This window comes from Parasphingomonas caseinilytica, assembly GCF_036663755.1.
Lineage (GTDB): Bacteria > Pseudomonadota > Alphaproteobacteria > Sphingomonadales > Sphingomonadaceae > Sphingomonas.
Map to the genome: position 1 here is coordinate 49,577 of NZ_JAXOJL010000005.1, position 17,643 is coordinate 67,219.

Annotated in this window: 17 protein-coding genes; 7 read left to right on the forward strand and 10 right to left on the reverse strand. The window is 65.2% G+C overall.

Annotated elements, in window-relative coordinates:
• Positions 1-3: 3 nt before the first annotated feature.
• Positions 4-1,311: a pyruvate dehydrogenase complex dihydrolipoamide acetyltransferase gene (locus tag U1738_RS11805; protein ID WP_332789255.1), complete on the reverse strand. Its 1,308-nt coding sequence runs from the start codon at positions 1,309-1,311 to the stop codon at positions 4-6.
• Between the two features lie 154 nt (positions 1,312-1,465).
• Here U1738_RS11805 and U1738_RS11810 point away from each other — a divergent pair, with 154 nt between their 5' ends.
• Complete coding sequence (locus U1738_RS11810) at positions 1,466-1,921, forward strand: universal stress protein (RefSeq protein WP_332789256.1); 456 nt, start codon at positions 1,466-1,468, stop codon at positions 1,919-1,921.
• On the forward strand, positions 1,921-3,219 hold the full coding sequence (locus tag U1738_RS11815) for a M28 family peptidase (RefSeq protein ID WP_332789257.1): 1,299 nt from the start codon (positions 1,921-1,923) through the stop codon (positions 3,217-3,219). Before U1738_RS11810 ends, U1738_RS11815 begins: the two co-directional genes overlap by 1 nt.
• 193 nt (positions 3,220-3,412) lie before the next feature.
• On the opposite strand, the gene U1738_RS11820 is transcribed toward U1738_RS11815, so the two are convergent.
• From U1738_RS11820 to U1738_RS11835, 4 genes are all read right to left on the reverse strand, one after another.
• Complete coding sequence (locus U1738_RS11820; RefSeq protein WP_332789258.1) at positions 3,413-4,540, reverse strand: RcnB family protein; 1,128 nt, start codon at positions 4,538-4,540, stop codon at positions 3,413-3,415.
• A 136-nt stretch (positions 4,541-4,676) separates the two neighbouring features.
• On the reverse strand, positions 4,677-5,162 hold the full coding sequence (gene msrC / locus U1738_RS11825) for a free L-methionine (R)-S-oxide reductase MsrC (protein WP_332789259.1): 486 nt from the start codon (positions 5,160-5,162) through the stop codon (positions 4,677-4,679).
• A 141-nt stretch (positions 5,163-5,303) separates the two neighbouring features.
• A complete protein-coding gene (gene arfB, locus U1738_RS11830; protein ID WP_332789260.1) occupies positions 5,304-5,729 on the reverse strand; it encodes an alternative ribosome rescue aminoacyl-tRNA hydrolase ArfB in 426 nt (141 codons plus the stop codon).
• A gap of 10 nt (positions 5,730-5,739) precedes the next feature.
• The gene (locus tag U1738_RS11835; protein ID WP_332789261.1) at positions 5,740-6,405 is read right to left on the reverse strand and encodes an RluA family pseudouridine synthase; all 666 of its coding nucleotides are present in this window, start codon (positions 6,403-6,405) and stop codon (positions 5,740-5,742) included.
• Positions 6,406-6,521: 116 nt separating this feature from the next.
• Between U1738_RS11835 and U1738_RS11840 the strand changes: the two genes are divergently transcribed.
• On the forward strand, positions 6,522-7,301 hold the full coding sequence (locus U1738_RS11840; protein ID WP_332789262.1) for a M15 family metallopeptidase: 780 nt from the start codon (positions 6,522-6,524) through the stop codon (positions 7,299-7,301).
• A gap of 122 nt (positions 7,302-7,423) precedes the next feature.
• On the opposite strand, the gene wrbA is transcribed toward U1738_RS11840, so the two are convergent.
• A complete protein-coding gene (gene wrbA, locus U1738_RS11845) occupies positions 7,424-8,026 on the reverse strand; it encodes an NAD(P)H:quinone oxidoreductase (RefSeq protein WP_332789263.1) in 603 nt (200 codons plus the stop codon).
• A 115-nt stretch (positions 8,027-8,141) separates the two neighbouring features.
• A complete protein-coding gene (locus U1738_RS11850) occupies positions 8,142-8,840 on the reverse strand; it encodes a pirin family protein (protein ID WP_332789264.1) in 699 nt (232 codons plus the stop codon).
• Between the two features lie 126 nt (positions 8,841-8,966).
• On the opposite strand from U1738_RS11850, the gene U1738_RS11855 reads away from it, so the two are divergent.
• Both U1738_RS11855 and ctrA read left to right on the forward strand, forming a co-directional pair.
• Positions 8,967-9,869 carry a LysR family transcriptional regulator gene (locus U1738_RS11855; RefSeq protein WP_332789507.1) on the forward strand — a complete coding sequence of 301 codons (903 nt, stop codon included), beginning with the start codon at positions 8,967-8,969 and terminating at the stop codon, positions 9,867-9,869.
• A 148-nt stretch (positions 9,870-10,017) separates the two neighbouring features.
• Positions 10,018-10,725, forward strand: coding sequence for a response regulator transcription factor CtrA (gene ctrA / locus U1738_RS11860; protein ID WP_332789265.1), 708 nt, complete (start codon positions 10,018-10,020; stop codon positions 10,723-10,725).
• 100 nt (positions 10,726-10,825) lie between these two features.
• Here the strand turns inward: ctrA and U1738_RS11865 are convergent, their stop codons facing one another.
• The 3 genes from U1738_RS11865 to U1738_RS11875 form a co-directional block, all read right to left on the reverse strand.
• Positions 10,826-12,535 (reverse strand): tetratricopeptide repeat protein, encoded by a 1,710-nt coding sequence (locus U1738_RS11865; RefSeq protein WP_332789266.1) that lies wholly within the window; start codon positions 12,533-12,535, stop codon positions 10,826-10,828.
• 168 nt (positions 12,536-12,703) lie between these two features.
• Positions 12,704-14,338 (reverse strand): amidohydrolase, encoded by a 1,635-nt coding sequence (locus U1738_RS11870; RefSeq protein WP_332789267.1) that lies wholly within the window; start codon positions 14,336-14,338, stop codon positions 12,704-12,706.
• A 128-nt stretch (positions 14,339-14,466) separates the two neighbouring features.
• A complete protein-coding gene (locus U1738_RS11875; RefSeq protein WP_332789268.1) occupies positions 14,467-15,324 on the reverse strand; it encodes an NAD(P)-dependent oxidoreductase in 858 nt (285 codons plus the stop codon).
• Positions 15,325-15,383: 59 nt separating this feature from the next.
• Between U1738_RS11875 and U1738_RS11880 the strand changes: the two genes are divergently transcribed.
• Both U1738_RS11880 and U1738_RS11885 read left to right on the forward strand, forming a co-directional pair.
• Positions 15,384-16,619, forward strand: coding sequence for a threonine ammonia-lyase (locus U1738_RS11880; protein WP_332789269.1), 1,236 nt, complete (start codon positions 15,384-15,386; stop codon positions 16,617-16,619).
• Between the two features lie 231 nt (positions 16,620-16,850).
• Positions 16,851-17,642 (forward strand): arginyltransferase, encoded by a 792-nt coding sequence (locus U1738_RS11885; protein WP_332789270.1) that lies wholly within the window; start codon positions 16,851-16,853, stop codon positions 17,640-17,642.
• Position 17,643 lies beyond the last annotated feature (1 nt).

Consider the following 17,643-nt stretch of genomic DNA (forward strand, 5'->3'; position numbering starts at 1 on the left):
ATCTTAGGCCACCATGCCCAGTGGATTTTCGACCAGCGCCTTGAACGCCTGCATCAATTGCGCGCCATCCGATCCGTCGATCGCGCGATGATCGAAGCTGCCGGTCGCCGACATCACCGTCGCCACGCCGAGTTCGCCATTCACGATGTATGGCCGCTTCTCGCCCGCGCCGATCGCCATGATCATCGCCTGGGGCGGGTTGATCACGGCATCGAAATTCTTGATCCCGAACATGCCCATATTGCTGATGCTCGCGGTGCCGCCGGTATATTCCTCCGGCTTCAGTTTCTGATCGCGGGCGCGGGCGGCGAGATCCTTCATTTCGGTCGAGATCTGGCTCAGCGTCTTGGTGTCGGCATGGGTGATGACCGGCGTGATCAGGCCCGACGGCGCGCTGACCGCGACCGAGATGTCGGCGCGGCTGAACGAGATCAGCTGATCCGGCGTGAACATCACGTTGCACGACGGCACCTCGATCAGGCTGATGGCCAGCGCCTTGATCAGCATGTCGTTGACCGACAGCTTCACGCCGCGCGGCTCTAGCGCGGCGTTCAACTGGCCGCGCAGCTTGAGCAGGGCATCGAGCTGGATATCGACCGTGAGGTAGATGTGCGGCACGGTCTGCTTGGATTCGGTCAAGCGGCGCGCGATCGTCTTGCGCACGTTGCTGAGCTTGGTCGCCTCGTGCGGGATATCGGGAATCACGGCGGGCTTGGCGGCTGCGGCCGGAGCAGGTGCGGCGGTGGCGGGCGCGGGCGCCTCGGCCTTCGGCGCGGGAGCGGCACCGGCCTTGGCGCCGTCCAGATCGGCCTTCACGATCCGGCCGTTCGGGCCGGAACCGGCGAGCGCGGACAGTTCGATGCCCTTTTCGGCGGCGATGCGACGCGCCAGCGGACTGGCCTTCACGCGCTCGCTGGAGGCGGCGGGAGCAGCAGCAGGCTGGGGCGCAGGATCGGCGGCCTTGGCCGGAGCCTCCGCCTTAGTTTCTTCCTTCGCCGCTTCGGGCTTGGCTTCTGGCTGGGCTTCGGCCTTGGGCGCTTCCGCCTTGGGCGCGGCATCGGCGCTCTCGCCCTCTTCGAGCAGGGTCGCGATCACCGTGCCAACCTTCACGTTGTCCGTGCCCTCGGCGATCAGGATCTTGCCGATCGTGCCTTCATCGACCGCTTCGAATTCCATCGTCGCCTTGTCGGTCTCGATCTCGGCCATCAGGTCGCCCGATTTGACCGTGTCGCCTTCCTTGACCAGCCATTTGGCGAGCGTGCCCTCTTCCATCGTGGGGGACAAAGCGGGCATCTTGATCTCGATCGGCATGGGCTTCCTCTTGCTCGGTGCCGCGGGTCGATTCCTGGGGAGGGGTCGATTCCGGTGCGCGGGCGATCCTTCGTCTCCACGTCCGCCGAGGTCAAGACCGGCCCTTGCGCCAAAAGCCGCATAGCGGCACCTATGCATGATAAGGGGAGCGATAATGCGCATCTATCTGGTGGTGGTGGACGAGACGCCCGAGGCGAGCATCGCGCTGCGTTTCGCCGCGCGCCGCGCTGTGAAGACGGGCGGCGGCGTCGAGATCCTGACGCTGATGCCGCCGTCGGAATTCGGGCCATGGGGCGGCGTGCAGGCGACGATCGAGGAAGAAGCGCGCGTCCATGCCGAGGCGCTGGTCGCGGGCGCGGCTGGCACGCTGCTGGAGGAATCCGGCCTGCGCCCCTCGATCACGCTTAAGCAGGGCGACGGCCCCAAGATCATCCGCGAGATGATCGCCGCCAATCCGGACATCGCGGCGCTGGTGCTCGGCGCGGCGGCGATCGGAGTACCCGGCCCGCTCGTGTCGCACTTCGCCGGCGCGGATGCGGGCGCCCTGCCCATTCCCTTGATGATCATCCCCGGTTCGCTTACCCGCGACGATATCGATCGGCTGTCCTGATGCGTTATTTGCCCCTGCTTGCCCCACCCCTGCTTATGCTCTTCGCCGCGCCCGCCACGGCGCAGGACAAGCCCGATCCCGCGCGCCTGAAGGCCAGCGTCGCCAAACTGGTGAGCTTCGGCACGCGTCACACCCTCTCGTCGCCAGACGATCCGGTTCGCGGCATCGGCGCGGCGCGGGCCTGGGGCGGGGCGGAGCTGACGCGCATCGCCGATGCCTGTGGCGGGTGCATCGTCGTATCGAACATCGCGCGCACCATGGTCTCGCCGCGCACGCCGGACGGGGCGAATATCGTCGATGTCCTGGGCTTCCAGCAGGGCAGCGACCCCAAGCGCGTGGTGATCGTCGCCGCGCATATCGACAGCCGCGTCAGCGACGTGATGGATGCCAAGACCGACGCGCCGGGCGCGAACGACAATGCCTCCGGGTCGGCACTGGTGCTGGAGGCGGCGCGCATCCTGTCGAAGCGGAAGTTCCGCGCGACGATCGTCTATGCCCTGCTTTCGGGCGAGGAACAGGGGCTGCTCGGCGGGCAATTGCTGGCCGAGACGGCGAAGGAAAAGAACTGGGTCGTCACCGCGATGCTCAACAATGACATCGTCGGCAATTCGATCGGCCAGGGCGGCGTGAGCGACGTGAAGACGGTTCGGGTCTTTTCCGAGGGCATCCGCGCATCCGAAGATCTGCCGCAGCAGATCGCGCGGCGTGGCAATGGCGGCGAGGATGACGGTCCGTCGCGCAGCCTGGCCAAGGCGATCGACGGGATCGCGGGTACGCTTCCGGGCGGGCTGGACGTGTTCGTGGATCGCCGGCCGGATCGCTTCGGGCGCGGCGGCGATCACGAACCGTTCCTGAAACTCGGCTTCCCCGCGATCCGCTTCACCTCTGCGGTGGAGAATTGGGACGCGCAGCATCAGGATCTGCGCACGGAGAAGGCCGTGGTGTTCGGCGACACGATCGACCGCATGGATTTCGCCTATCTGGCCCGGGTGACCGCGATCAACGTCGCCACGATCGCCCGATTGGCCGCCGCGCCGGCCGCGCCGGACAAGGTGACGATATCCGGCGATCTGTCGCGCGATACGAAGGTGGTGTGGCCGGCGATCCCGGGCGCGAAATCCTATCGCGTCCGCTGGCGGCGCTCGGATGCGCGCGACTGGACCGATGGGGTTACGGTGTCGGGTATGGAGACGTTGCTGAAGAACGTGCCGGTGGACGACAATCTGATCGGCGTGTCCTCAGTGGCGGCGGACGGGGCGGAGAGCCTGGTGACGTTCGGGGAGCGCGGGAAACGGTGAGATTGAGCGATCACAGCAGGATTATAATCCGCCTGTGCTGAGCTTGTCAAAGCACTGTCGTTCTTCTCAACCCACGAAGAAGGGCAGTGCTTCGACAGGCTCAGCACAGACGGTGGTTTCTTAGATTAGCTGAATAACAAAAAACCCCGCGCCTTGCGGCGCGAGGTTTTCAATTACCCGAGGAAGGAAGCCCTCAGCGGCAATAGCACGCGCAGGTGCAGGCGCGAGCCTTGGGACGGGGCTTCCAGGCCGCTTTCTTCTTCCACACACGGCGCGGGGCGACGTAGCGGGTTTCGACATATTCGGTCGTGGTCGTCGTCGTCTGGACCGGGGCCGAGGCGACCGTCACGACGGTGTGGGTCGTTGGCGGATACCAGTAACCGCCGCTGACATAACCACCCTGCTGATAGTCCGAACTGTAGCTGCTGGTCGAATAGCCGCCCGACTGCACCACTTCGCGCGGCGGTGCGTAGCTTACGCCCGGCTCCTGATAATAGCCGCGCGGCGGGGGCGCGTCGTAGCGGCGGCGGTCCTCCGCCTTGTCGATCGCATAACCGGCAACGGCACCGACCCCGGCACCGATCAGCGAACCCGCCACGCGGTTGCCCCGGCCACCGATCGCATAACCTGCACCAGCGCCGACCACGCCACCGATCACCGCACCGCCGACGCCGTTTTCGCGGCGCTCGCGATACTGGCTCTGATGCTCACCCTGATATTGGGGCTGGCCGACGGCATAGCCATCACCACGATATCCGCCATCCTGATACCCGCCGCCCTGATAATTGCTGTCGGCATAATAGCCGTCATAGCCGTCGTCGTAGCGGTTCCAGTCGATCCCGCCGACCGAATCCCACACGCGACCGCGCTGATCGACCAGCACGGCATCGTCATAATAACGCGACCAGCTATAGCCGTAGGGCGGCGTCGACAGGCCGTAGGTGTTGAAGTCGCCGATGTAGAAGCTCGGCGCGATCCAGTAGCGTGGCAGCGTCCAGCCGCGTGCCGGACGGCGATAGGCGTTCCAGCCGCCGGGTGCGTGCATGCCGGCATACCAATGGCCGTTGACGTTGCCGCCCCAGCGCGGCTGACGCACTTGGCCCGAACGCGGGCCGTTCCAATTGCCAGGCTGGCCGGGACGTGGAGCATTCCAGTTGCCGGCGCGGGCCTGGTTCCAGGTGCCGCTCGTCACGGTCGAGACGGTCGGCGCGCTGCGGATCACGGTCGTGCCGGCCGTGGTTCCGGCGACTCGCTGCGCCTCGGCGGCGATCGGGGCCGCCCCCAGCGACAATAGAAGGGCAGCAATAGTGAGGGTCCGCATGGTAAACGCTCCTGTTGTGACGCCACGCCCCCCGGCAGTGTCGGACAATCTTAACGGATGCGTTACCATTTCCGCTGGTGCGCCTCTAGGTAAAGCTATGGTTTACGAAGTGTCCCGAAACGGACCAAACCAATATTCACCCGACCAAGCGTTGTGCCAGCAACGCGACCAAAGCTTCGCATCCGGCGGCGTCCCCGGCATCGAACCGCGCCGGTTCCGGGCTGTCGAGATCCAGCACGCCGATCAGTTCGCCCTGATGGACGATCGGCACCACCAGTTCCGACCGGCTCGCCGCATCGCAGGCGATGTGGCCGGGAAAGGCATGCACGTCCGCTACCAGTTGCGTCTCGCGGCTCGCCGCCGCCGCGCCGCACACGCCCGCGCCGATCGCGATGCGGATGCACGCCACTTTGCCTTGGAACGGCCCGAGCACGAGTTCGCCGTCCACAGCGCGGTAGAAACCGGCCCAGTTGAGATCGGGCAGATATTCCCACACCAAAGCGGCGGCGTTGGCCATGTTGGCGATCGGATCGGGCTCGTCCGCCGTCAACGCATCGAGTGCGGCGAGCAGATCGCGGTAGAGTTCGGATTTGGTGCCGGTGCTGATGTCGAACTGATACATGATGCTTTCCAATCCTCGTCACCCCGGACTTGATCCGGGGTCCAACACGCGGCTTTCGATGGGCTTAATGAAGTGCGCGCGCTTGCGGCACGTTGGACCCCGGATCAAGTCCGGGGTGACGGCGTGGCTTCTGGGAGGCCATCAATCTAAAGACACCCTGCCCCGCCCCGCCTTCACATTCGCCCGCCCCTTCTTCGCATCCACGCGCTTCGCCTTGGCCGCCTTGCTCGGCTTCGTCGGCCGCCGTTTCTTGGGCACGATCGTCGCCTCTCGGATCAGATCCACCAGCCGTTCGCGCACTTCCTGACGGTTGAGCAATTGCGATCGCGAGCCTTCGCTGCGCAGCACCAGCACGCCGTCGCGCGTCAGCCGTGACCCGGCCAGCACGGCGATACGGTTCTTCACCGCCAACGGCAGGCCGGGCGAATTACCGACATCGAACTTCAGGATCACCGCGCTGTCGGTGGTGTTGACGTGCTGCCCGCCCGGCCCGCCGGAGCGCGTCGTCGTCTCGATCAGTTCGCCGTCGTCGATCGATATCGTGCGGGTGATGGGGATCGCGACCATCGCCCGACCGTCAGCCCCCGGACCCCGGCTCGACCGCGAACCCCGCCTCGGCGAAGCGTTCGGGCAGCGGTGCCTTGGCGACGATCGGATCCTTGCCTTCGCGCGGCACGGTCAGTTCGGCGGCGTGCAGCAAAGTGTGCTTGCCGCCCGAGCCATAGATCGGATCGCCGACCACCGGCGCACCCAGCGCCTCGGCGGCATGGACGCGGATCTGGTGGGTCCGCCCGGTCTGCGGCAGGAATTCGACGAAGCTCCGCCCGTCCTTCACCGCCAGCACGCGCCAGCCGGTGCGCGCCGCCTTGCCCGCGGAATCGCCGATCATCCGCCAGCCTTCTTCCGCGCTGCTGATCTTGGCGAGCGCCAGTTCGATCATCCCGCTCTCGCCTTCCGGCACGCCTTCCAGCACGGCGAGGTAGCGCTTCGTCACCAGCCCCTGTTCGAATGCCTGCTGGAAGCGCGCATGCGCCTTCGGGTTGCGCGACATCAGCAGGCAGCCGGACGTATCGCGATCCAGCCGGTGGACCGGATGCGGCCAGCGCCGGAAGCCGAATTTCAGCCCGTCGAGGTGGTTTTCAAGGCTGATCGAGCCATCGCGCGGCCGGTCCACCGGCAGCCCGGCGGGCTTGTCGATGACCAGCGCTTCGCCGTCGAGAAAAAGAACATGATTTGCCAGCATCCCGCCCCCTTGCCACCGCTTGGGGGCGCATGCCAGAGAAACACCTTGTGGTGAGACATCGAAAGCGCGCGATCAGGGTCGCATCTTGGGTCGTGGGGCTGGTTCCGACGATTGCCATGGCCGCACCCGAGCAACTCTGCGCCGGGCAATTGGTACAGCCTGGCCCCGATGGCCGCGTGCTCGGCCACCTGCCTTATATCCAAACCGTTGCAACCGATCTCGTGCCCGCGCCGCCCGGCTTTGCGCTCGGCCAGCCCTGCCTGGTCCACCGCGACGCCGCGCCCGATCTCGCGCGCCTACTCCACGCCGCTGCCGGGGTGCCGGGCGTCGCGGGGCAGTTGCGCGCGATCTCCTGCTACCGCACGATCGTGCGCCAGCGCGGCGTGTTCTGCAGCCAGATCGGGCCGGGCAAACGCTGCGCCGACGCCGCAGAGCGCGCACGGTCGGTCGGGCCGCCGGGGTTCAGCGAGCACGCGACGGGCTATGCGATCGATTTCGGTATCCGCCCGTCGCGCGGGTGCGCAGACGTCGATTCGTGCATCGCCACGACGGTTGCGGGCAAATGGCTGCTCGCCAACGCGCCGGGCTTCGGGTTCGAACTGTCCTTCCCGTCGGGCAATGCGCAGAATGTGACGTGGGAGCCGTGGCACTGGCGTTGGGTCGGCAACGCGATCACCGCGCAAGGTGCGTCGCGGGCGCGTGCCGTGTTCGCCGTGGCAAGGTACAGTTTTCCGGCCCGCCCGGCGATCACCGACGCTACGGATCGCTGGCGGGTCGCGATGCGGGGGGCGCCCGTCGGGCGGCCTTTGTGGCCGGCGCAGCGTCCGGCCGTGGCGAAGGTGAACTGGGTGCCGGCGACGGTACCGAAGCCGCCGGCGATGCTGGTGGCGCGGTAAACCGTAACCTCCGTTCGTCCTGAGCCTGTCGAAGGGCACGCATAGCGCTTGGGGTTCGACAGGCTCAGCCCGAACGGGAGTTAGGATGCTTCCCAGGCAACACTCGGGGAAGCAGTTGGCGCTTAACCCGCCAGCTTGGCCGCCGTCTCCGCGATGCGCTTGCCCTGATAGCGCGCACCGTCCAATTCGACCGCGCTCGGCTGGCGGCTGCCGTCGCCGCCCGAGATCGTGGTCGCGCCGTAAGGCGATCCGCCCTTCACTTCGTCCACTCCGCCCTGGCCCTGGAAGCCATAGTCCAGCCCGACTATCGTCATGCCGTGATGCAACAGGTTGGTCAGGATCGAGAACAAGGTCGTCTCCTGACCACCATGCTGGCTCGCGGTCGAGGTGAACGCGCCGCCCACCTTGCCGACCAATGCGCCCTTGAACCACAGGCCGCCGGTCGTGTCCCAGAACGCCGCCATCTGGCTCGGCATCCGCCCGAAACGCGTCGGCGCGCCGACGATGATCGCGTCATAGTTCGCCAGCGCATCCGGCCCCTCGATCGTCTCGTGCGCGGTGTCGGCCTTGAAGCCGGCGGCCTTGGCGATTTCAGCCGGTGCGGTTTCGGGCACGCGGCGGATGTCCACTTCGGCTCCGCCGGCGCGCGCGCCCTCGGCAACGGCGTCCGCCATCTGTTCGATATGGCCGTAGGAGGAGTAATAGAGAACGAGGACCTTGGTCATTTGGAGTCTCCTTGAAAATCTGTTCGTCGTCCCGGCGCAGGCCGGGACCGCTGGAAGTGGGGCAGTCGCCACGCCTGATGCGTAGCGGCCCCGGCCTGCGCCGGGGCGACGGTATTCACTCGCTATCGACGAGCACGATCTCCGCATCGTCCAGCGCACGGATCGCATAGGTGTTCCCACCCGACAGCGCGGCACCATCGCGCGCGGCGAAAGCGACGCCGTCGATCTCGATCCGCCCGGTCGCCGCGACCAGATAGGCATGCCGGCCTGCGCCGACACTGTGGCTCAGGCTCTCGCCCGCCTTCACCGTCGCGCCGAGCACGCGGGCATCGGCGCGGATCGGCAATGCGTCCGCATCCTCGGCGAACCCGCTCGCCAGCACGGCGAAGCGGCCATCGCGCGCATCCTTAGGAAAGGGCTTCGCACCCCAGCTCGGAGCGCCGCCTTTGCGGGTCGGCTCGATCCAGATCTGGAACAGGGTCGTCGTCTCGGATTCGAGATTGTATTCGGCATGGCGCACGCCGGTGCCCGCGCTCATCACCTGCACGTCGCCCGCGCCGGTGCGGCCCTTGTTGCCGAGCGAGTCCTGATGCGTGATCGCGCCGCTGCGCACATAAGTGACGATCTCCATGTCGCGGTGCGGGTGCGCCGGAAAGCCGCTGTTCGGGCCGATCTCGTCATCGTTCCACACGCGGATCGCGCCCCAGCCCATCCGGGCCGGATCGTAATAATCCGCGAACGAAAAATGGTGGCGCGCATTCAACCAACCGTGATCGGCATGGCCCAGGCTTTCGAACGATCTTTTCTCGATCATCGTGTGTCTCCCAAAAGGACTGAATGTGTTGCCGCCAAGATAGGCATTCGGATCATGCGGTAAATGGAAACGCTGGAAACCGATCGTTTCGATTGGTATGAAAGAGCCGCATCTCAGGAGAAACATATGCGCCTGCCGGATTTCGAAGCTTGGGCGATCTTTGCGCAAGTCGTCGAGCATCGTTCGTTCAGCGGCGCGGCGGAGGCGATCGGCGTGTCCAAGGCGACGGTGTCCAAGGCGATCACCCGGCTGGAGGCGCATCTCAACCAGTCGCTGTTCCACCGCACCTCGCGCCGGCTGACGCTGACCGAGAGCGGCAAGGGCCTGGCCGAACATGCCGCGCGGATTCTGGCTGAGGCGCAGGCGGCGGAGGAGGCGGCGCGCGACGCCGCCACTGCCCCGACCGGCCTGGTGCGCATGACCGCGCCGATGACACTGGGCCTGCTGCTGATCGCACCGCTGATCGCCGAATTTCTGACCGCGCATCCGGGGATCGAGATCGATCTGAACCTGACCGACGGCAAGGTCGATATCGTCGCTGAGGGCTTCGACATCGCGCTGCGCATCGCGGACCTGCCGGATTCATCGCTGCGTGCCCGCCGCCTCGGCCCGATCGCCGCGCATATCGTCGCCAGCCCGGCCTATCTGCAATTGCACGGCCGCCCGACGCACCCGGCGCAACTCGGCGAGCGGCCGTGCTTCGCCTACACCAACGTCACCGGGCCGTGGCGGTTTCGCGGCCCTAACGGTGGCGAAGCGGCGGTGCGGCCAACCGGGCCGTTGCGCGCGAACAATGGCGACGCTCTGCTACCCGCCCTCCGCGCCGGTCTCGGCATCGGGCTTCTCCCCGATTTCATCGTCGGCACCGATCTCAAGAGCGGCGCGCTGGAGGCGATCCTGACCGACTGGACGCTGCCCCCCGTCGCGCTGCACCTGCTGACCCCGCCGAGCAACCTGCGCCCAGCCCGCGTAGAGGCGCTGATCGCCTTCCTGGCCGAGCGGCTGAAAGGAGTCTGCACCGAATCTTAAGCAATGCACCGCGCGCGACTCGTGGAGTCAGGCCGATTAATCGGAAATTAACCTTTTACCTTCATCAGTGATCAGGTTAATGGTTTATGCGCAGCCGGGTCGAGCCAAAGGGGGCATCGGCGTCTGCGAGTGGACAGGGGACGGCCAGATGCGCGTACTGTTGATCGAAGACGAGCCCACGACCGCCAAGGCGATCGAACTCATGCTCACGACCGAAGGCTTCAATGTCTACACCACCGATCTGGGCGAGGAAGGCCTCGATCTCGCCAAGCTCTACGATTACGATATCATCCTGCTGGATCTCAACCTGCCCGACATGCATGGTTACGACGTGCTGAAAAAGGTCCGCGTCGCCCGCGTCCAGACCCCGGTGCTGATCCTCAGCGGCATCAATGAGATGGACAGCAAGGTCCGCTCGTTCGGCTTCGGCGCCGACGATTACGTGACCAAGCCGTTCCACCGCGAAGAACTCACCGCCCGCATCCACGCCGTCGTGCGCCGTTCGAAAGGCCACAGCCAGTCGGTCATCCGCACCGGCAAGCTGGCCGTCAACCTCGACGCCAAGACGGTCGAAGTCGATGGCAGCCGCGTCCATCTGACCGGCAAGGAATATGCGATGCTCGAGCTGCTTTCGCTGCGCAAGGGCACCACCCTGACCAAGGAAATGTTCCTCAACCATCTGTATGGCGGCATGGACGAGCCGGAACTGAAGATCATCGACGTCTTCATCTGCAAGCTGCGCAAGAAGCTCAGCATGGCCTGCGAGGGCGAGAATTACATCGAAACCGTCTGGGGCCGCGGCTATGTGCTGCGCGAACCGGACGAGGTGGGTGCCGCCGTCGTCGCGGTCGCCTGATCCAAGAATTTCCGCTCCCCGAACAGGGAGTAAGGCCGCGGCATCGGGGGGTGCCGCGGCCTTTCGTTTTTGGTTGGGGTGCTTTTTTACCGATCCGGCGTCACTGCCCCGAAGGCTGCGCGGTGTCGACGGACGCAAGCAATTCTTTCGCCGCCTGTTTTTCAGGTGAATCATACGCCCCGAAAAGCACGGGATAGAGAACACGGCGCGCCAGATCGGCATGTCCTTGTCGAACCAGTTCCTCGGCCAGATAGAGACGCGGTACCGGCGCAGCGGGAATCTCACGCGTAACCTTGACGAGGCCCATCATCGCGCTGTCCGGCACCTTTTCACCGGCCGCCACGAAGCTTCTGAAATAAGCGATCAGCACGACGGGCGAGTCATCGTCGATCTTGATCGCACGCTCGATCGGTTTGCGCGCGGCGGCCAGCGCCGCTGCACGATCGCCAGCGGGAAGGCCCAGCGCCTGATATGTCAGCGCCGTGCCTTTCCAAGCCAGCGCACGTACGTCGTCGGGGGACTTGGCCAGCACCCGCTCCGCGGATGCGAGACAGGCCGCATATTCCCCGCCGCGACATTCGACCTCGGCCTCGACCAGGATCGCGTCGGCATTATACGGCAATTGCGCCACCTTGGCCCGAACCTGAGCGATCCATGATGCGCGGCGCTGGCTCGACGATATACCGTCATTCACATTCTGCAGTGGAGCAGCGAGGCGCGTGCCAAGCACGATCCGTTCTTCGATCATCGCCGCATTGGTCTGCGTCAACGCGGTGATCAGAGGATCGCCGTCTACCGCCTGCGGCGCGTCCGTGTGCGCGAACTCGGTCGATTTCTCGGCATAGGCCAATAATTCGCTCTGCAACCGCTTCGGGTCGCCAAAGACCTTGCTCGCTTCGGCCATCGGGTCGCCCCGCTGGACCGCCGCCATATATTGCTGAAATTGCTTGCTGCGTTCCGGCTTCAATCTGGAAAAAAGGAAGAAGTGGGTGAGCAGCCAGGCATGATACGGCGTCCAGCGCAGATTGGCCGGTGCCGCGTCGAGATACCGCCCCGTCAGCACGTCGCCGACGTTCAGGTCGCCATAAGACCGGAAGATCTGGCGATATCGTTCGGGCGCGCGCGCATAATCGATCTTGCCGTCGCGCCGAAACTCCGCAGTGGAAAACAGCGCGCCGACGCCGTCGAGATACCAGCGCGGATAGGCTGCGGGCAGATAGGTGAGCAGGAAATGCTGCGCAAAGGCGGAATACAGCACCGCCTCCCAAGGACGCGCGACCGGCGGGCGGTTGGCCGTCGTGATCATGCTGTCGGCGCCACCGGCGCTTTCGCCGTCTCCGCCGGCTTCCATGGAATCCGCGTAATCGCGATCTTCCGCCAGCGCAGTGGACAGCTTTATGATCTGATCCGTGCGCGCAACCGCCAGCACTTCGCCATCCTCACGCGGATCGTAATAACGCTGCCCGACAAACGTCGCCGCGTATGGCCCCTCTTCCGATCGGAGGTTCTTGAGGCCCATCGTCTGGAAGAAATTGACGGTATCGATAAGCGTGATTTGCATCTTCACGGTATCGTCTGATGTCGCCGTGCGGTGAAAGAGCCGCGACATGAGAGAATAGAGCCGTTCGAGATTGTTGGTCACGCGCTTCAATTCCGCCACGCTGCCCTTGCTGGTGACGATCAGATGCGCGGATTCTGCGCGCTTCCAGGCGCTGGGCTTATCGACCACACCTTCGACGATGATCTCGGAGCTTTCGGCCTGCCCCTTGGCGGGCGAATGCCGCGAGACGGCGGGCACGGCGCTGGGCACTTGTGCCTGCGCCTGCGTTCCCAGACAAAGCACGATACCAAGACACCTGCCGAACCGCATGAAACTGCTCCGTTTCCTAATGGCACTTGGCCAGCTTGCATTATCCCGCCAAGAGCGGTCTCCGAAACGAACTCTCGGCCAATCGAAATCAGCAAGTGGCTTCGATCCTCACTTGCGCTCCCACACTTTCTCGCCGCCGACCCAAGTCTCAAGCACCTTCGTACCGCGCAACTCCGTCGGTGACGCCAGCAGCGGATCGCGGTCCACGATTATGAAATCGGCGCGCTGGCCCGGGGCAAGCCGCCCGAACTTGTCTTCGGCGAATCCGGCATAGGCGGCGCCTTGCGTGAATGCCCACCACGCCTGTTCGCGCGTGATCGCTTCCTCCGGTCGCCAGCCGCCGAACGGCTGGCCCGCTGCGTCCATCCGCGTGAAAGCCGCCGCCCAGCCGGCGAACGGATCGGGGCTTTCCACCGGATAGTCCGATCCGAACGCCAGATGCGCGCCGTTTTTCAGCATCGAATTCCATGCATAAGCCCCGGTCAGCCGCGCCGCCCCGAGCCGTGCCTCGGCCATCACGCGGTCGCTCGTCTGGTGAACCGGCTGCATCGAGGCGATGATGCCGTTCTTGCCGAAGCGCGGCAGATCGACGGGATCGACGATCTGCGCATGTTCGATCCGCCAGCGCCGATCGCCCTTGTAGGTATCGACCATCGCATCGATCGCATCGAGCACCTGTGCATTGGCCTTGTCGCCGATCGCATGCACCGCGACCTGGAACCCCTCCAGCGAGGCGCGGCTCATCAAATTGCGGATCACGTCCTCGGCCATGAAGCCGAGGCCGCTCTGCTTTGGCGCATCGCTATACGGCGCCTTCAGCCACGCCCCGCGCGATCCGAGCGCGCCGTCCGCGTACAACTTCACGCCGCCGAGCCGCAATTTGTCGCCATACAGCCACGGTGTCGGCCCGCGCCCGGCGATCTGCACTGCCGTGTCCACGCCGCTGGCGTAGGACATCACGCGCACCCGCATCGCGCCGAGATCGCCCATCCGGCGATAGGCGAGCCAGTCGTCCAGGCTCGTGCCCATATCCGCCGTCGCAGTGATGCCGAAGCCGAGCAGGATGTTCTGCGCCTTCAGGAAGGCGGCATTGCGATCGCCCGGCAACGGCTGCGGCACGGCCTTTTCGATCAGGCCCTGCGCCGCATCCACGAATACGCCGTTCGGCAGCAGGCCGGTCTTCTCGATCCGCCCGCCCGGCGGCGAGACGCTCTTCGCCGAAACACCCGCGGCTTTCATCGCGGCGGCATTGGCCCAGCCGGCATGCCCGTCGACGCGGCTCAGCCAGATCGGCTGATCCCCTGCCACGCCGGCGAGATCGGCAGCGGTCGGAAAACGGCCGAGGCCCCAGGTCTCCTGGTTCCACCCGCCGCCCAAGATCCAGCGGCGATCGGGATTGGCGGCGGCATAAGCGGCGATCTTCGCCTTCGCCTCGTCCAGCGTCTTCGTATCCGACAGATCGAGCGCCAGCGCGCGGAAGCCGAGTTCCATAACATGGCCATGTGCGTCAACGAAGCCGGGCAGCAGCACCCTGCCCTTCATGTCGGCGCGCCAATCGAGCTTGTCGGGGCGCTTGTCGCCACGCTGGAGCAGCTTCGTCACCTTGCCGTCAGGCGTCATCAGCAGGCCGGTGAACTGGATCGGCTTGCCGTCCTTGTCGAGCGTTATGCCGGTGACGTTGTCGACGAGTGCGTCGGCAATGGCGGGGGTTGGGAGGAGGACGAGGCCCAGCAACACTGCCAACAGTAAGCCCCTCCCCTTCAGGGGAGGGGTTGGGGTGGGGGAAGTCTCACCGAGACCAACGCTTGCCATTGCGGCACGGCCCCACCCCAACCCCTCCCCTGAAGGAGAGGGGCTTTTAACTATATTGCTCACTTCGGCAATCTCCTCACCAGCGCGCTGGTATCCTGCCGCGCGCCGCCCATCTTCTGCACCTCGGCATAGAATTGATCGACCAGTGCCGCGACCGGTAGCACCGCGCCGTTCGCCTTCGCCTCGTCCAGCGCGAGGCCCAGATCCTTGCGCATCCAATCCACCGCGAAGCCGAAATCGAACCGGTCCTGGCCCATCGATTCCCATCGATTGACCATCTGCCAGCTCTGCGCCGCACCGCCCGAGATCGCCTCGAACACCTTGGCCAGATCAAGCTCGCTCGCCTGCGCGAAGCGCAAGGCTTCGCTCAATCCCTGTAGCACCCCGGCGATGGCGATCTGGTTGACCATCTTGGTTTGTTGTCCAGCGCCCGGCCCGCCGACGTGCACAATACGCGCAGCGTAGGCCGCAACGATCGTCTCGGCGCGAGCAAAGGCATCGGACGATCGCGCACCACACATGATGGACAATTTGCCGTTTTCTGCACCAGCTTGCCCACCCGACACTGGAGCATCAATGAAATCGACCTGAAACTCAGCAGCAACTTCGAAAATTCTCCGCGATATTGCGGCGGATACAGTCGTGTGATCGATGATCAAACCACCGCCCGAGACGCTCAAAACAAGTTCGGGGTCGTCCAACAAAAGAGCCGCCAAGTCGGAGTCGTTGCCGACACAGGTAATGATCAGATCCTTGCCCCGCGCCGCCTCGGCCGGCGTGTCCGCCACCCTGAGTCCCGTGGCCTCCGCCTTGGCACGCGTGCGATTATAGACCGTGACGTCGTGCCCCGCGCGGGCGAGGTGCCCGGCCATGGGCGCGCCCATCACGCCGGTTCCAATGAATGCTATGTTTGCCATGAGGCACGCGATAAGCGGTGTTTCCCGCGCGCGCCAGATGGTCTAGGCGACGGATTGATATGGCCACCGATCCCCTCCCCGCTTTCGTCCCTCCCGTCACCATCGACGATATCCGCGCCGCCCATGCGCGCATCGCCGACCAGATCGTGCGCACGCCGACCTTCATCAGCCGCACGCTGAGCGAACTGACCGGTGCGACCGTGTATCTGAAGTTCGAGAACCTGCAGTTCACCGCGGCGTATAAGGAGCGCGGCGCGCTCAACACGTTGTTGCAACTGCCCGCCGGCACGCCGGGCGTCATCGCCGCCTCGGCCGGCAACCATGCGCAGGGGCTCGCCTATCACGCCCACCGCCTCGGCATCCCCGCGACGATCGTGATGCCGACCAACACGCCGACCGTGAAAGTGACACAGACCGAGGGGCACAAGGCCACCGTCGTGCTGCACGGCGATACGTTCGACGCGGCCTATGCCCATGCCCGCGAACTCGAGACCGAACGCGGCCTGACCTTCGTTCATCCCTTCGACGACGTCCGCGTCATCGCCGGGCAAGGGACCGTCGCGATCGAGATGCTCGCCGACGTGCCCGCGATCGACATGCTGATCACGCCGATCGGCGGCGGTGGCCTGATCTCGGGCATGGCTACGATCGCGCGCGCGGCGGACAAGGCGATCGAGGTGATCGGTGTCGAGGCGGAGCTGTTTCCGTCGATGTACAACCGGATCAATGGTACGTCGTACCCCTGCGCCGGCGATACGCTGGCCGAGGGCATCGCGGTCAAGGAACCGGGCGGCATCACTTCGCTGATGGTGCGCGAACTGGTCGACGATATCGTATTGGTCAGCGAACGCAGCCTCGAGGAAGCGGTCAGCCTGCTGCTCCAGATCGAGAAGACCGTGGTCGAGGGCGCGGGTGCCGCCGGCCTCGCCGCTTTGCTCCAGCATCCGGAGCGCTTCAAGGGCAAGACGGTCGGCGTTGTATTGTGCGGCGGTAATATCGATACGCGGCTGCTCGCCAACGTGCTGCTCCGCGATCTGGCGCGTTCGGGCCGCCTTGCCCGCCTTCGCATCCGTTTGCAGGATCAGCCGGGCGCGTTGTTCAACGTGGCGCGCATCTTCGATCAGCAGCGCGTCAACATCATCGAAATCTATCACCAGCGCGTCTTCACCACGCTGCCGGCCAAGGGTCTGATCACCGATATCGAATGCGAGACCCGCGATCGCGCGCATCTCAACCGGTTGATGCAGGCGCTGAACGACGCCGGCTACGAAGCGAGCCCCGTCGAACTGGCGTGACGAGCGGAATCGGCAACGCGACGAGGTGAGTTCCGCACCTCTGTCGCGAGGCTTTCGATTACCATAAGATGTGCCGGATGAGGACAGCTGATCCCGTCATTAATCCAGCATCCATGCGCATTTCCGGCATTAACCTTCAATCGTGGTAAAGGCGCTTTTCATCATTGCCCACGTGCGCAATAATGTCCGCACACCGCGCAATTGCCGGTCGAACATAGGGAATTCCCGGCGGTGACTGCGCCCTTTCGTTTTCCGCGTTTCTTCGTGACCAGCCCGTCGCCCTGCCCTTATCTTCCGGGCCGTCAGGAGCGGAAGGTGTTCACCGAATTGAACGGCCCGCATGCCGGCGAGCTGAACGATGCGCTGGGCCGGATCGGGTTTCGCCGCAGCCAGTCGGTCGCCTATCGTCCGAGCTGCGCGGGCTGCACCGCCTGCGTCTCGGTTCGCGTCGTCGCCAGCGATTTCGTCGCCAACGCCACGCAGCGCAAATTGATCAAACGCCACGCCGATGTCGAGGTCACCGCCTGCCGCCCCTGGGCGACCGACGAACAGTTCCAGTTGCTCCGTCGCTATCTGGCGCAGCGCCATCCCGGCGGCGGCATGGCCGGCATGGACGAGGGCGATTATGCCGACATGGTCGAGCATTCGCCGGTCAACAGCTTCATCGTCGAATATCGCGAACCGGCCAGGGATGGCCGCCAGGGCCGCCTAATCGGCGCCTGCCTGACCGACCAGCAGGCGGACGGCCTGTCGATGATCTACAGCTTCTTCGATTCCGAGGTCGACAATCGTCCGGGCCTGGGCAATTTCGTGATCATGGACCACATCCTGCGCGCCCGCGCGGCGGGGCTACCCTATGTCTATCTCGGTTATTGGGTGAAGGGGTCGGCGCGGATGGAATACAAGACGCGCTACCGCCCGCTCGAAGTGCTCGGACCGAAAGGCTGGACCTTGCTGGCGGAGGAGCCGCCGGTGGCGGTTTCGGCCAAGACGCAAGCCGCGCTCGAGGGGGAACTGGCTTAAG

Excerpts from the sequence above, each read along its gene's own strand:
- U1738_RS11815 (WP_332789257.1), top strand. The coding sequence starts at position 1,921 with ATGCGTTATTTGCCCCTGCTTGCCCCACCCCTGCTTATGCTCTTCGCC.
- U1738_RS11820 (WP_332789258.1), bottom strand. The coding sequence starts at position 4,540 with ATGCGGACCCTCACTATTGCTGCCCTTCTATTGTCGCTGGGGGCGGCC.
- arfB (WP_332789260.1), bottom strand. The coding sequence starts at position 5,729 with ATGGTCGCGATCCCCATCACCCGCACGATATCGATCGACGACGGCGAA.
- U1738_RS11840 (WP_332789262.1), top strand. The coding sequence starts at position 6,522 with ATGGCCGCACCCGAGCAACTCTGCGCCGGGCAATTGGTACAGCCTGGC.
- U1738_RS11855 (WP_332789507.1), top strand. The coding sequence starts at position 8,967 with ATGCGCCTGCCGGATTTCGAAGCTTGGGCGATCTTTGCGCAAGTCGTC.
- msrC (WP_332789259.1), bottom strand. The coding sequence starts at position 5,162 with ATGTATCAGTTCGACATCAGCACCGGCACCAAATCCGAACTCTACCGC.
- U1738_RS11850 (WP_332789264.1), bottom strand. The coding sequence starts at position 8,840 with ATGATCGAGAAAAGATCGTTCGAAAGCCTGGGCCATGCCGATCACGGT.
- U1738_RS11880 (WP_332789269.1), top strand. The coding sequence starts at position 15,384 with ATGGCCACCGATCCCCTCCCCGCTTTCGTCCCTCCCGTCACCATCGAC.
- wrbA (WP_332789263.1), bottom strand. The coding sequence starts at position 8,026 with ATGACCAAGGTCCTCGTTCTCTATTACTCCTCCTACGGCCATATCGAA.
- U1738_RS11835 (WP_332789261.1), bottom strand. The coding sequence starts at position 6,405 with ATGCTGGCAAATCATGTTCTTTTTCTCGACGGCGAAGCGCTGGTCATC.
- ctrA (WP_332789265.1), top strand. The coding sequence starts at position 10,018 with ATGCGCGTACTGTTGATCGAAGACGAGCCCACGACCGCCAAGGCGATC.
- U1738_RS11875 (WP_332789268.1), bottom strand. The coding sequence starts at position 15,324 with ATGGCAAACATAGCATTCATTGGAACCGGCGTGATGGGCGCGCCCATG.
- U1738_RS11810 (WP_332789256.1), top strand. The coding sequence starts at position 1,466 with ATGCGCATCTATCTGGTGGTGGTGGACGAGACGCCCGAGGCGAGCATC.
- U1738_RS11805 (WP_332789255.1), bottom strand. The coding sequence starts at position 1,311 with ATGCCGATCGAGATCAAGATGCCCGCTTTGTCCCCCACGATGGAAGAG.